The sequence below is a fragment of the Dyella caseinilytica genome, from assembly GCF_016865235.1.
GTDB classification, from domain to species: Bacteria; Pseudomonadota; Gammaproteobacteria; order Xanthomonadales; family Rhodanobacteraceae; genus Dyella_B; species Dyella_B caseinilytica.
The window spans coordinates 24,496-37,383 of the sequence record NZ_CP064030.1; the positions used below are offsets into that span (position 1 = coordinate 24,496).

A 12,888-nucleotide genomic window follows, 5' to 3' on the forward strand; every position below is an offset into this window, starting at 1 on the left:
CCATCATCGTCGCAGGATCGAGCCATGACTGAACTGCTCTCCGCCCATGCACTTGTTCCGCAAGCGCTTGATCACGCGCTGACCTTGCCCGCGCGCTTCTACACCGATCCGCGCATGGCCGCGCTGGATGCGTCGGTGATCTTCGCGCAGAGCTGGCAGTTGGTATGCCATCAGTCGCAGCTGGCGGATGTGGGCGATCACGTGGTCACCGAGATTGCAGGGTTGCCTTTGCTGGTGGTGCGCAGCGATGCGTCAGCCATTCGCGCTTTCCACAATGTGTGCAGGCACCGCGCGGGGCCGATTGCCAGTTGCGATGGGAAGCGGGCGCAAGCCTTGCGCTGCCGCTACCACGGCTGGACATATGGACTGGACGGCGTGCTGCGTGGTGCGCCGGAAATGGGGCGGACACCCGATTTCAATCCGGCGGACATCCGGTTGCCTGAGGTGCGCGTGCACGTGTGGCAGGGGCTGGTTTTTGTCGCCATCGGCGAGGCGCCGCCGTTCGAGGATTTCGTGGCTGGCATTGATATGCGCCTCGGGCCGCAGCGGTCGCTACATGGCTATGAATTCCATCATCGCGTCAGTTATGACGTGGCCTGCAACTGGAAGGTGTACGTGGACAATTACCTGGAGGGCTACCACGTCCCCCAGATTCATCCCGGCCTGAACAGCCTGCTCGACTATCGCAGCTACATCACCGAAACCGCCGAGTGGTATTCATTCCAGTACAGCCCGCTGGAAAGCGCATCGGATTTGTATGGCAGCGGCGAGGCGCTGTATTACTTCCTGTATCCCAACGCGATGCTCAACATCCTGCCTGGACGCTTGCAAACCAATCGCGTACTGCCGCAAGGCGTTGATCGCTGCCGGGTGGAGTTCGATTTCTACTATGCACCGGACAGCAGCGCTGAGGCGCAGGCCCGTCGTGCGAAAGACATTGCGTTCAGCGATGAAGTGCAGGACGAGGATGTGACCATTTGCGAAGACGTACAGCGCGGCTTGGCTTCCGGGTCATACGAGGCGGGGCGCTTGAATCCGCTGCGCGAAAATGCGGTACATCACTTTCATGAAATCGTGCGTCGCGTGTATCGGGAGTCGCTGGCCGGGTAGAAAAAGTCAGGGGCGAGGCGGTTCACGCTTGCGTGCCCGGCCCCATCCGGCGGGCACGTTTAGAAAAATCCTCGGAAAATCAACGATCGATAGGCGGGGTAAATCAATCTCATCCCGACAATCAATTGGCTCTTTCCTGTCAAGGCATCTATTGTTGTGGCCTCATCCACAACCTAAGCGGAAGATATAGATGTCGCTGATCAACACTGAAATCAAACCGTTCAAGGCCACCGCTTACAAGGACGGCAAGTTCATCGAAGTCACTGAAGCCGCATTGAAGGGCAAGTGGTCCGTGGTGGTGTTCTACCCGGCTGATTTCACTTTCGTGTGCCCGACCGAGCTGGAAGACCTCGCCGATCATCACGCCGAATTCCAGAAGCTGGGCGTGGAGATCTACGGCGTCTCGACCGATACGCACTTCTCGCACAAGGCCTGGCACGACACCTCCGATGCGATCGGCAAGGTGAAGTACGCCCTGATCGGCGATCCGACCGGCGCCATCACCCGCAATTTCGACGTGATGATCGAAGAAGAAGGCCTGGCCCTGCGCGGCACTTTCGTGATCAATCCGGAAGGCCAGATCAAACTGTGCGAAATCCACGACAACGGCATCGGCCGTGACGCGTCCGAACTGCTGCGCAAGGTCAAGGCCGCGCAGTACGTGGCCGCTCACCCGGGTGAAGTGTGCCCGGCCAAGTGGAAAGAAGGCCACAGCACCCTGAAGCCGTCGCTTGAGCTGGTCGGCAAGATCTAATCTGCTGTTTCGCTTTGCGGCTTGCCTCCCCCTCCCGCGAGCCGCGGGCCTGCCCCACCCGGCAGGCCCACCTTATTCCCGAGTTGTCGCCGTCATTCGCTAAGTGCGGATGCGGCGACGCTCACCCCGAAGAAGTCGATGGAGATGTCACACATGTTGGACAATGACCTCAAAGACCAGCTCAAGGCCTATCTCGAAAAGGTCGTGCACCCGATCGAACTGGTGGCTTCTCTCGACGATAGCGATTCATCGCAAGAATTGCGTTCACTGCTGCAGGACATCGCGTCGCTGTCCGATCGCGTGTCACTGAGTCTCCATGGGCACGACGCGCGCAAGCCATCGTTCGCGATCAACCGCGTCGGTACGGACATCAGCGTGCGCTTCGCCGGCATCCCCATGGGCCACGAGTTCACCTCGCTGGTGCTGGCGTTGCTGCAGGTAGGCGGTCATCCGCCGAAAGTTTCCGATGAGGTGATCGAGCAGGTGCGGCAGCTGGAAGGCGAATACGTGTTCGAAACCTTCATGTCGCTGTCCTGCCACAGCTGCCCCGACACGGTGCAGGCGCTGAACCTGATGAGCGTGCTCAATTCCAACATCAAGCATGTGGCGATTGATGGCGCGCTGTTCCAGAACGAAGTCGAACAACGTCAGGTGATGGCGGTGCCGACCGTCTTTCTTAATGGCGAGCCATTCGACCAGGGACGCATGACGATCGAGCAGATCGCCGCACGCCTCGACAGTGGCGCCGCCGAGCGCGCCGCGGAAAAACTCAAGACGAAGAAGCCGTTCGAGGTGCTGGTGGTCGGCGGTGGCCCGGCTGGTGCCGCCGCGGCGATCTATGCTGCACGCAAAGGCATTCGCACCGGCGTGGCGGCTGAGCGCTTCGGTGGCCAGGTGCTGGATACGATGGCGATCGAGAACTTCATCTCGGTGCCCTATACCGAAGGTCCGAAGCTCGCTGCTGCGCTCGAGCAACACGTACACGAATACGATGTGGACGTGATGAATTTGCAGCGCGCCGAACAGCTGATTCCAGCGGATGAACCAGGCGGCCTGATCGAAGTGCAGCTCGCCAACGGCGCCTCGCTCAAGGCCAGGACCGTAGTGCTTTCCACTGGCGCGCGCTGGCGCAACATGAACGTGCCGGGCGAGCAGGAATACCGCAACAAGGGCGTTACCTACTGCCCGCATTGCGACGGTCCGCTGTTCAAGGGCAAGCGCGTGGCGGTGATCGGCGGCGGTAATTCCGGCGTGGAAGCGGCGATCGATCTGGCCGGCATCGTCGACCATGTCACCTTGCTGGAATTCGATGGCAAGCTGCGTGCGGACGAAGTACTACAGCGCAAGTTGCGCAGCCTGTCCAATGTCAGCGTGATCGTCAGCGCACAGACCACCGAAGTGCTGGGCGATGGCCAGAAGGTCACGGGTCTTGCTTATGCCGATCGCAGCAGTGGCGCCAGCCATCGTGTGGAACTGGAAGGCGTGTTCGTACAGATCGGTTTGTTGCCGAATACGGAATGGCTGAAAGGTACGTTGAAGTTGTCCCCACGCGGCGAGATCGAAGTGGATGCGCGTGGCGAAACATCGGTGCCGGGTGTATTCGCCGCTGGCGATGTCACCACCACGCCATTCAAGCAAATCGTGATCGCCATGGGCGAGGGCGCCAAGGCTTCGCTGAGTGCCTTCGACTATCTGATCCGTCTGCCGGTTGAAGAAAAAGAAGCGGTTGCTGCATAAAAAAAGCTAGCCCCTGCATGGGTACCTCCCCGGCTTACGCCGGGGAGGTTTGCAGCGTTGCAGTCAACGCCATCGTCGCTTTACGAAGCAGAAACATAGCTGCGGCGCTTATGGATACCCCTGCAGCAAAGTTGTAGCCTGTTTGTCTCGAGGTAAGAAGGAGACTGGCCATGAGCGACAAGCCCGATCTTGAAGGCGTAAGCACCTACCAGGGGCCAGCCGGTGGATGGGGCGCGCTGCGTGCCGTCGCCAAGGCGTTGAGCGGGCAGATGGCGATCGGCCGCGAAACCGTCGCGCTGACCCGCATGAACCAGCCGCACGGTTTCGATTGCCCAGGTTGCGCATGGCCTGATCCGAAGCACACCAGTTCCTTCGAATTTTGTGAGAACGGCGCCAAAGCCGTGTCGTGGGAAGCGACCGCCAAGCGTGTGCGTCCGGAATTCTTCGCTGCCAATCCCGTATCGTCGCTGTGGCACATGAGCGACTACGCGCTGGAAAGCCTGGGTCGTCTTACCCATCCCATGGCTTACGACGCGGCCACCGACACGTATGTCGCCATCGAATGGGACGAAGCGATGCGTCGCATTGGTGCGGCGCTCAATGCGTTGCCCACGCCGGAAGCGGCGGAGTTCTACACCTCCGGGCGCGCGTCGAACGAAGCGGCCTTCCTGTACCAGATCTTTGCGCGCGAATTCGGTTCGAACAATTTCCCTGATTGCTCGAACATGTGTCACGAAGCCACCAGCGTGGGTTTGCCGCAATCCATCGGTGTCGGCAAGGGCACCGTGACGCTGGAAGATTTCGATCATTGCGATGCGCTGTTCTGCATCGGTCACAATCCAGGCACCAATCATCCACGCATGCTGGGTACCCTGCGCGAAGTGGCAAAGCGCGGCGTGCCGATCGTCGCCATCAATCCATTGCCTGAGCGTGGATTGGAGCGTTTCACCTCGCCGCAGGATCCGCTTGAGATGGTGGCCGGTCGCGAGACCGAGTTGGCATCCACCTATTACAAGATCAAATGCGGCGGCGACGACGCCATGCTCAAGGGCATGATGAAGTGGCTGCTCGAGCTGGATGCCAGCGATCTTTCGCACGGCGGCAAAGGCTTGCTGGATCGTGCGTTCATTGCCGAGCATACCGTCGGTATCGACGATCTGGTTGCCGACATCCAGGCCACCAGCTGGGATGCGATCACGGCGAAGTCGGGCTTGTCGCGCGAAGAGATCATGCACATTGCCGAGATCTACGCGAAGGCTGAGCGCGTGATCGTCTGCTACGGCATGGGCATTACCCAGCATGCGCACGGTACGCAGAACGTGTGGCAGATCGCCAACCTGCTGATGCTGCGCGGAAACATCGGGCGCGAGGGCGCCGGCATCTGTCCCTTGCGTGGGCATTCCAATGTGCAGGGCAATCGCACCGTCGGCATCACCGAAAAGCCGGATGACAATCTGGTCAAAGGCGTCGAAAAAGCGTTTGGTTTCACGTTCCCCAAGAAACATGGCAACGATGCCGTGGCGGCGGTACGTGCGATCCGCGACGGTCAGTCCAAGGCGCTGATTTGCCTGGGTGGCAATCTTGCCGTAGCGATGTCTGATCCAGATGCCACCTTTGCCGCCATGCGCAAGCTGGATCTGGCCGTGCATGTGGCGACCAAGCTCAATCGCTCACATCTCATTCTTGCCAAACAATCCTTCATTTTTCCTTGCCTGGGCCGCACGGAGCTGGATGTGCAGGCCGGAGGTCCGCAGTCGGTGACCGTAGAAGATTCCATGTCGATGGTGCACGCGTCGGAAGGCACGTTGGAACCGGCTTCCGAACATCTGCGCTCCGAACCATGGATCGTCGCTCAGATGGCCAAGGCAACGCTGCCTGATACGCGCGTGGACTGGGAAGGTCTGGTCGGCAACTACGATCGCATCCGCGACAAGATCGAAGTGGTCTATCCGATTTTCGCCAACTACAACCAGCGCATCCGTGAGCCCGGTGGCTTTCGGTTGTTCGTGGGTGCTTCCGAGCGCAAATGGCTGACTCCAGACGGCAAGGCGCATTTCCTGGTCGGCAGGGGTATCGACGAGGATCCGCTCCTCGACATCGATCACCTCACACTCACCACGATCCGCTCGCACGACCAATACAACACCACCATCTACAGCCTCAATGATCGCTATCGCGGCATCAGCGGGCGCCGCGATGTGGTGTTCATCAATGCTGCAGATCTCGATGCGAACGGATTGCGTCACGGCGATCGGATCGATATCGAAGTAGTCGGACCGACCTCACTGGGCAGCGATGGACAGGTGCGTGCAGTACGGGGCTTTACGGCGGTGGCATATCCCATCGCGCAGGGCACGGTCGCGATGTACTACCCGGAAGGCAACCGGCTGGTGAGTCTGGATAGCCACGACGAGCAGTCGGGAACGCCAAGTTACAAGTCGATCCCGGTATCACTGAAGGCGGCCACTGCGGCGGCTTGAGTCGGTAAGTACAACTCACCTCACGTCATTCCGGCGAAGGCCGGAATCCATGCTTCGTACTGGCGATGGATTCCGGCCTTCGCCGGAATGACGTGAGGAATATGGGGCTTGCCGGAAAATATGGGCGTACCGTGACTAAAGCATCGTTCGTCCCGGGGCTCTATTACGTTAGTCTCGATAAGCCAGGAGCCTGAGTCCTGTTGGCTAGAGCAGTCTGTGTGACCCCCGCCGAAAGGCATCTTAAGTCTCCCAGCTTCTGGAGTAGCCCGATGCGGTATGCAAGATGGCTGGCTTCCCTCGTCATGCTTGCCGCACTTGGCGGCATAAGCGGCACCGCATCAGCTGATCTTCCCGCAAGCGCCACCATCCGCATCGGCGCCGCTACCGTCGTGTTGAATGGTCCATGGAAATTCTCAACGGGTGACGATCTTGGCTGGGCTGCTCCTGACGTCGATGACAGTCATTGGGAGACGGTCGACCTGACTCCTGCGCCGGGCGCACACGACGGCGATGTCGGCCTGCCGGGCTATGTATCCGGCTGGAGCATGCGTGGTCACCCCGGTTATATCGGCTACGCCTGGTACAGGTTGCGCGTCACGGTTGACGATGACCACAACACTCCGCTCGCGGTGGCCGGTCCCACGGATGTCGACAGCACCTATCAGCTCTACGTCGATGGCAAGCTGCTCGGAGGTTCTGGCAGGTTCTCCGGCAAAACGCCAACGGTATACAGCGTGCAGCCGAGCGTTTACCCATTAACAGGTGTGCCGGCAGGAACACGCACGTACGTGATCGCGCTGCGTGTATGGATGGATCCGGGCGATGCGGGTGAGGACAGCGGCGGCATCCATATTGCGCCGACGCTTGGTACGCTGGATGGCGTCACCGAACTGCATGAAGTGCAATGGCTGCAGACCTTCAAGGGCTATGTCGTCGACGCTGCGGAGCCGATGGCTTTCGTGCTGCTGGCGATCCTGGTGTTCGCACTGATGGCCTGTCGTTCGCGCGATGCCTATCGCTGGTTGGTTGTGGCACTACTGCTCACCGCATGTTTGCGCGTAAACCAGGTGTTGTTCTACTGGACGCATTACGAAAGCCTGCGCACGTATGACGTGGCGACAGCCGTGCTGTTGACGCCTTTGACACTGGCAGCGTGGGTGATGGCCTGGCGGGACTGGTTTGGCTTGAAGCCATCACGCTGGCTGTCGCGTACGGTCCTCGTGCTGACACTGGTTTATGTGCTTTTTGCACTGGTCGGCCGCCCGTGGTTCGCGCCAGCGTACGGCTGGGCGACCGCTGCCAACTTTCTTGTCATGGCAGTGCGTCTGATTTTCGCGGCGCTTTATCTTTGCACTGTGGGTTACGGGCTGCTTCGCCAGCTCAGATTCTCAACATGCCTGGCTGCACTCACAGCCGTGTTGATGGGTATCGGTCTGTTTGCGAGAGAACTCAGCAGCATCGGTTTGCAAGGGATATGGTTTCCCTACGGTGTCGGCGTGTCGCGTACGCAATACGCCTACGCTGGCTTTAGCGTATTGCTGTTCGTCCTGCTGCTGATGCGCTTTATCCGTTACGCAAGAGCGAAATGGTACTGAAGCAGTTGCTCAGGAAAACTGTTCCTCGATGCTGCGCGTCAGCGGCGTCACTTCATCGCCTGTGTGCTTGGTGGATGCCGGTTCGATCAGCAGCACCCAGCATTCTTCATCGGCGATGGGATTGTGGCGAACGCCCGTGGGAATGGTGAGAAAGTCGCCTTCACGAAGATGTACCACTCCATCCTCGAATTCGATGCGCATTTCACCTTTGACGATGTGGAACAGCTCATCTTCGGCATCATGCGCGTGCCAGACCAGCTGGCCTTTGAGCTTGGCGGCCTTCAGCAATTGATTGTTGACCTTGCCGATGACCTTTGGCGACCAGTACTCGGTCACGCGATCGAACGCGGCTAGCAAATTTTGTGCGGCGAGCATGCGAACCTCAATCAAGAAATGCCAGATAGAAGTCCGTTTTTATCACGGCGAAGGCGGAAACGTCTCGTGCAGGAAGTGGATGAAACTTTCCAGCTTGGGCGGCATGCGGCGATCCGGCAGGTACACCACATGCACGGGCCAGGACGGCGCTGGCCAGTTGGGAAAGAGGCGTATCAGGCGTCCTGAGTCCAGATCTTCCTGAAGCATCATTTGTGGTTGAAGGATGATGCCCAACCCCGCGATCGCGGCTTCACGCAGCGCCATGCCGCCGTTGACGTCCAGGCGGCCGCGTACCGTGACATATTCCTCGCCCTTGCCATCGGGTCGCGGAAAGCGCCAATGGCGCTCCGGTCCGGCAGAGAACAGGAAGGCAAGACAGTTGTGCTGCAGAAGATCGGCCGGTGTCTGCGGAAGGCCATACCTCGCCAGATAGGCCGGTGAGGCACACGCTATTCTCGGTGAATCGCGCAGTTGCCGCGCAATAAGGTTGGAATCCGGCAGTGTGCCGATGCGAATGGCGGCATCAAAACCTTCCTCGGCCAAATCGACGATGCGATCGTTGAGCGACAGTTCGACCTGCACATCCGGATAGCGATCCAGGTAATTCGCCAAGACAGGCATGAGTGCACGCGTGCCGTAAGTGATCGGGCAGCTGATACGCAATCTGCCGCGCGGACTGGCTTGCATCTCGCGCGCATCGAGTTCGGCCGAATCGACCAGAGTCAAAATTTCCAGGCAGCGTGCGTGATAACGCTCGCCCAATTCGGTCAGGCTCTGGCTGCGCGTGGTGCGGTTGAGCAGCCGGCCTTTCAGGCGCTGCTCCAGTTCCCGGATGTGATTGCCCACCATCGTTGCCGTCATGCCGCTGCCTTCGGCGGCAGCGGCGAAACTGCCGCGTTCCACCACCCGCACAAACATGGCCATGCTGGTGAAGCGGTCCATTCAAAACACCTGCTAAGGAGTGATGAAAGAAATAAGGCGTTTATCAATCACGCTTAAGGAATGATAGTGGCTGCCTTCCCCCATCCACAATCTGTCCGGAGCAACGTATGAACATGGCAAACCAGCCCCTAAGGCATCAGCGCGTTGTATTGCTTGGTGGGACGTCAGGGATTGGACTTGCCACCGCCCAGGCGGCGCAGGATGCCGGGGCTTCGGTGGTGGTGGCTTCTTCGCGGCGCGAACGGGTCGATCAAGCCCTTGTCACACTCGGCGATCGTGCCGAAGGGCACGTGCTGGACACCACAGACGAAGCCGCCGTGCGCGCGTTGTTCGAGCGCCTGGGTTCGTTCGATCACCTCTACTACAGCGCCGGCGAATCCCTGCAATTGGGGTTGCTCACTGAAACACCGCTGGAAACGGCACGCGCCTTTTTTGGCGTGCGCCTGTTCGGCGCCATGACCGCCGTGAAATACGCCACGCCGCATCTCAAATCCAACGGCTCCGTGGTGCTGACAGGAGGGATCGCCAGCCAGCGTCCGCAAAAGGGTTGGACTGTCGCCTCCAGCATCTGCGGTGCAATGGAAAGCTTCACGCGCGCCTTGGCCGTGGAGCTAGCACCTTTGCGGGTCAACCTCGTATCACCCGGTTTTGTGCGAACACCCTTGTGGGACACCATTCCCGAAGCTGAGCGCGAAGCGATGTTCGCTGCCCGCGGCGCCGCCTTGCCGGCCGGCCGTGTCGGTGACGCGAGCGACATTGCGCAGACATGCCTTTATCTGATGACCAACCGCTACACCACGGGGCAGGTGATCGTGGTGGATGGTGGCGGTGTGCTGGTCTGAGATCGATTGCGAATGATGCGGGTGGAAATACACCTGCATCATTCGCGAAACAAGATCGCGCGTAGCGTCTTACGGACTTGGTACTTTCAAGCCGTGACGCAGCAGCACATCGTTCATCGCACCCTGCATTTTCAGCGTACTCGCCGCCATACCCTGCATCAGTGCCCGCTGCGTTTCTGGGCTGGCCATCGTGTGCTGGAATTTGATCAGCACGGGGTCGGTGAGCAACACATCCAGATGTTGCAGCTCCTGGGTGGAAAGTTGGCTGAGCGATTGCTCCATCACGGTGCTTACGGCGCTATCAGGGCCGAACAGCGTGGAGGTGATGGCCGAAGCCGTGTCAGCCCGCACCGCCGCCCAATTGTCGGCCGATACATTGGGATTGGCGGCCTTGGCCGGTGCCAGCATCGAATCCAGCAGCGGCGAATCGGGTGTAAAGACCGTGTTCCGCATCGAATCGACTTCCACCTTGTGGATCAATGCATCCTTGGTGGCATCGGCAGCGTTCGCGACGGGCAGGCCGATGGCGGCCCCGGCGAGCAACAGAAAGGAAGCCCCCAGCAGCAGGCGGCGCTTTGAGCCTGCGGCGTTGGAGTGGATAAATAAGCGTTGCATGACGTGGATCCCCTGTGGATTCAATCGGTAGCAAGAACAACGAAAGCCAAGTACGCCGGTCCGGCGCCAGAGAACTGGCGTAACGCGATCCGGCATTGCCCATTGGTCCAATTCACTCGCTGGCTTCCTTGGGTGATTACTTGGTCTGGCAAGCCCGGATATGGGGTGGCTGCTTCTGATTTAAAGCCGGCTTGCCTGCGATTCACGGGCGGCTAGCGGGATGGCGCCGTCCAAGCGGGTGATGGCCGATCCTTCGGAACGGCGCGGGCGGCCGTCGCCATCGAAAACCCACGCGTATTTGATCCTGGAGGGCACGACGATGGTTTCGTATTGCGTCAGGTTTCTAGGCAACACCGTATTACTCGCTCTACTGATGGTGATGTCGCCTCTGGCAAAAGCCCAGTCAGCGTTGGGCTCCTACAACATCATTGCCAATTCGGTGACGGTAGCGGGCATTTCGTCTGGCGGTTACATGGCGACACAATTGCAAGTTGCATATTCAAAAGCGATTTTCGGCACTGCGGTCATGGCTGGTGGCAGCTATTACTGCGCACAGGATGACGATGTCCTGTGGGGAGAAGCCTGTGCTTACGGAGAAGGCGTGCCTGTCTCGTCGCTAGTGAGTTATACGAAGAAGCAAGCATCCGCGGGAACCATTGATCCGGTCAGCAATCTCGCCAACAAGCCGATCTACATGTTCAGTGGCACGCTGGATACCGTCGACTATCAGGCCACCATGGATGATCTGTACCAGTACTACCAAAGCTTCACATCCACCAGCAACATCACCTACAACAACGACACGCCTGCCGAACATTCATGGATCACGCCGGATGCCATCACCGAATGTTCGTATCTCGCGCTGCCCTACATGAACAACTGCGGGATCGATCCGGAGCAGACGTTTCTCACCCTGTTCTACGGACAACTCAACGCGCGCAATGACGGGCAACTGGGCGGCAGCTTCATCCAGTTCAACCAGAATACCTTCTGTCCCAATAACAATTGCGCCGCCATTTCGATGGACAGCACCGCCTGGGCGTTCGTGCCGCAAAGCTGTGCGCAGGGCCAGGCATGCCGCCTGGTGGTCGCCTTGCACGGTTGTTCGCAAAACCAGGAAACCATCGGCACGACGTTCGTGCAGAACGCCGGCATCAACGAATGGGCCGATACCAACAACATCATCGTGCTCTATCCGCAGACGATCGATGCAGAAGTGCCCTACAACCCCTACGGCTGCTGGGATTGGTGGGGCTATACCAACGGCAACTACGCGCTGAAATCCGGCCCGCAGATGGTGGCGATCATGGCGGAGGTGAACCAACTGGCAGGTGGTTCGCTGCAGTTCTGAGTGCAGCAAGCATGTGAACCGTGGTTGACAATATGTTAACCATGGTTCACAGTAAGGCCATGGAGATTGTCAAGAGCAGGATGTTCGACCGATGGTTGCGTGGACTCAACGATCGGCAGGCAAAGGCTCGGATTCAGATGCGAATTGACCGCTTGAATCTGGGGAATCCCGGCCAACACCGGAATCTGACCGGCGGTATCCGGGAGATGAAAATCGACTACGGGCCGGGCTACAGGGTCTATTACACCATCCGTGGTGCTGTGTTGATCATTTTGCTTTGCGGTGGAGATAAGACCACGCAACAGCAGGACATCGACAATGCCATCCGTTTGGCAGATGCCTGGGAGGATTGAAAATGGCAGCAAAAAAGAAAGAAGTTTTCAGCCGATACGACACCGCGGATTACCTCAACAGCGAAGAAGACATTGCTGCCTATCTGGAGGCGTGTTCGGAAGAGAATGATCCCGCGCTAATGGCTGCAGCGTTAGGTGCCGTCGCACGCGCCCGAAACATGAGCCAGCTTGCGCGCGATACAGGCCTTACCCGCGAAGGTCTCTACAAAGCATTATCCGTCGATGGCAACCCAAGCCTGGCGACCGCCATGAGGGTGGCCAATGCACTCGGTTATCAATTGAGATTGGTGCCACTCGCACACTGATTAAGGCGCTACAACGAAACACTGTCGACGCTTGGACATCGTTTGGATCTGGCTATGCAGGGCAAGCCGGTCGATGGCAACTACGATCTACGGGTGTTGTCCATGAAACCGGAGCTTGGCGTGGAACACATGAGATTCGCGCTGCATTTGCAACCAGAGTTCGCGGTATGACTCGTATCAGTGCTCACTGGGCATAGCAACGGCCTATCCTGAGCATGGTATACGGGACGCCATGGCGGCCTGCTTTCACGTCGTCGTAACGTGTCTGCGCGCAACGTTATTAAACGTAACAGGGTAGAAACGGATTCAGGTCAAAGTACTGCGAGTCTCGAACGGCGCGGAAATCAGGGGCCGCGTGTTCTTTTCGTTCTGTTGTTATCTGCTGCACGCCGCCCAGGTACCAAAAAAAGCGAAGGATTTCGTACCGTC

Annotated in this window: 12 protein-coding genes; 9 read left to right on the top strand and 3 right to left on the bottom strand. The window is 58.9% G+C overall.

Translation table 11 applies throughout. The annotated features are described in order from the left end of the window. Window positions 1-24 precede the first annotated feature (24 nt). The 5 genes from ISN74_RS00110 (at window position 25) to ISN74_RS00130 (ending at window position 7,676) form a co-directional block, all read left to right on the top strand. Window positions 25-1,110: an aromatic ring-hydroxylating oxygenase subunit alpha gene (locus tag ISN74_RS00110; RefSeq protein WP_188796186.1), complete on the top strand. Its 1,086-nt coding sequence runs from the start codon at window positions 25-27 to the stop codon at window positions 1,108-1,110. 190 nt (window positions 1,111-1,300) lie between these two features. Beyond that, window positions 1,301-1,864 (top strand): alkyl hydroperoxide reductase subunit C, encoded by a 564-nt coding sequence (gene ahpC, locus ISN74_RS00115; RefSeq protein ID WP_188796188.1) that lies wholly within the window; start codon window positions 1,301-1,303, stop codon window positions 1,862-1,864. A gap of 153 nt (window positions 1,865-2,017) precedes the next feature. Continuing rightward, window positions 2,018-3,601: an alkyl hydroperoxide reductase subunit F gene (gene ahpF / locus ISN74_RS00120; RefSeq protein WP_188796189.1), complete on the top strand. Its 1,584-nt coding sequence runs from the start codon at window positions 2,018-2,020 to the stop codon at window positions 3,599-3,601. A gap of 170 nt (window positions 3,602-3,771) precedes the next feature. Next, window positions 3,772-6,081 carry an FdhF/YdeP family oxidoreductase gene (locus ISN74_RS00125; RefSeq protein WP_188796191.1) on the top strand — a complete coding sequence of 770 codons (2,310 nt, stop codon included), beginning with the start codon at window positions 3,772-3,774 and terminating at the stop codon, window positions 6,079-6,081. A gap of 302 nt (window positions 6,082-6,383) precedes the next feature. Next, on the top strand, window positions 6,384-7,676 hold the full coding sequence (locus ISN74_RS00130) for a glycoside hydrolase (RefSeq protein WP_188796193.1): 1,293 nt from the start codon (window positions 6,384-6,386) through the stop codon (window positions 7,674-7,676). 9 nt (window positions 7,677-7,685) lie between these two features. On the opposite strand, the gene ISN74_RS00135 is transcribed toward ISN74_RS00130, so the two are convergent. Further along, window positions 7,686-8,051, bottom strand: a complete 366-nt coding sequence (locus ISN74_RS00135) for a cupin domain-containing protein (protein WP_188796195.1) — start codon at window positions 8,049-8,051, stop codon at window positions 7,686-7,688. A gap of 42 nt (window positions 8,052-8,093) precedes the next feature. After that, the gene (locus ISN74_RS00140; protein WP_188796197.1) at window positions 8,094-8,993 is read right to left on the bottom strand and encodes a LysR family transcriptional regulator; all 900 of its coding nucleotides are present in this window, start codon (window positions 8,991-8,993) and stop codon (window positions 8,094-8,096) included. 113 nt (window positions 8,994-9,106) lie between these two features. Here ISN74_RS00140 and ISN74_RS00145 point away from each other — a divergent pair, with 113 nt between their 5' ends. Beyond that, entirely contained in the window at window positions 9,107-9,835 is a 729-nt protein-coding gene (locus ISN74_RS00145) for an SDR family oxidoreductase (RefSeq protein WP_188799416.1), read from the top strand. Between the two features lie 69 nt (window positions 9,836-9,904). On the opposite strand, the gene ISN74_RS00150 is transcribed toward ISN74_RS00145, so the two are convergent. Then, window positions 9,905-10,450 carry a hypothetical protein gene (locus ISN74_RS00150; protein WP_188796199.1) on the bottom strand — a complete coding sequence of 182 codons (546 nt, stop codon included), beginning with the start codon at window positions 10,448-10,450 and terminating at the stop codon, window positions 9,905-9,907. Between the two features lie 220 nt (window positions 10,451-10,670). Here ISN74_RS00150 and ISN74_RS00155 point away from each other — a divergent pair, with 220 nt between their 5' ends. Genes ISN74_RS00155 through ISN74_RS00165 form a run of 3 tightly spaced genes read left to right on the top strand, consistent with a single transcriptional unit; the run spans window position 10,671 to window position 12,459 of the window. Further along, window positions 10,671-11,801 carry an extracellular catalytic domain type 2 short-chain-length polyhydroxyalkanoate depolymerase gene (locus ISN74_RS00155; protein ID WP_188796201.1) on the top strand — a complete coding sequence of 377 codons (1,131 nt, stop codon included), beginning with the start codon at window positions 10,671-10,673 and terminating at the stop codon, window positions 11,799-11,801. Between the two features lie 59 nt (window positions 11,802-11,860). Then, window positions 11,861-12,154, top strand: coding sequence for a type II toxin-antitoxin system RelE/ParE family toxin (locus ISN74_RS00160; protein WP_188799417.1), 294 nt, complete (start codon window positions 11,861-11,863; stop codon window positions 12,152-12,154). A 2-nt stretch (window positions 12,155-12,156) separates the two neighbouring features. Then, window positions 12,157-12,459: an addiction module antidote protein gene (locus ISN74_RS00165; RefSeq protein WP_188796203.1), complete on the top strand. Its 303-nt coding sequence runs from the start codon at window positions 12,157-12,159 to the stop codon at window positions 12,457-12,459. Window positions 12,460-12,888 lie beyond the last annotated feature (429 nt).

Bases quoted from the DNA above. Each gene is read 5' to 3' on its own strand.
- ISN74_RS00110 (WP_188796186.1), top strand. From the start codon at position 25: ATGACTGAACTGCTCTCCGCCCATGCACTTGTTCCGCAAGCGCTTGAT.
- ahpC (WP_188796188.1), top strand. From the start codon at position 1,301: ATGTCGCTGATCAACACTGAAATCAAACCGTTCAAGGCCACCGCTTAC.
- ahpF (WP_188796189.1), top strand. From the start codon at position 2,018: ATGTTGGACAATGACCTCAAAGACCAGCTCAAGGCCTATCTCGAAAAG.
- ISN74_RS00125 (WP_188796191.1), top strand. From the start codon at position 3,772: ATGAGCGACAAGCCCGATCTTGAAGGCGTAAGCACCTACCAGGGGCCA.
- ISN74_RS00130 (WP_188796193.1), top strand. From the start codon at position 6,384: ATGCTTGCCGCACTTGGCGGCATAAGCGGCACCGCATCAGCTGATCTT.
- ISN74_RS00135 (WP_188796195.1), bottom strand. From the start codon at position 8,051: ATGCTCGCCGCACAAAATTTGCTAGCCGCGTTCGATCGCGTGACCGAG.
- ISN74_RS00140 (WP_188796197.1), bottom strand. From the start codon at position 8,993: ATGGACCGCTTCACCAGCATGGCCATGTTTGTGCGGGTGGTGGAACGC.
- ISN74_RS00145 (WP_188799416.1), top strand. From the start codon at position 9,107: ATGGCAAACCAGCCCCTAAGGCATCAGCGCGTTGTATTGCTTGGTGGG.
- ISN74_RS00150 (WP_188796199.1), bottom strand. From the start codon at position 10,450: ATGCAACGCTTATTTATCCACTCCAACGCCGCAGGCTCAAAGCGCCGC.
- ISN74_RS00155 (WP_188796201.1), top strand. From the start codon at position 10,671: ATGGCGCCGTCCAAGCGGGTGATGGCCGATCCTTCGGAACGGCGCGGG.
- ISN74_RS00160 (WP_188799417.1), top strand. From the start codon at position 11,861: ATGGAGATTGTCAAGAGCAGGATGTTCGACCGATGGTTGCGTGGACTC.
- ISN74_RS00165 (WP_188796203.1), top strand. From the start codon at position 12,157: ATGGCAGCAAAAAAGAAAGAAGTTTTCAGCCGATACGACACCGCGGAT.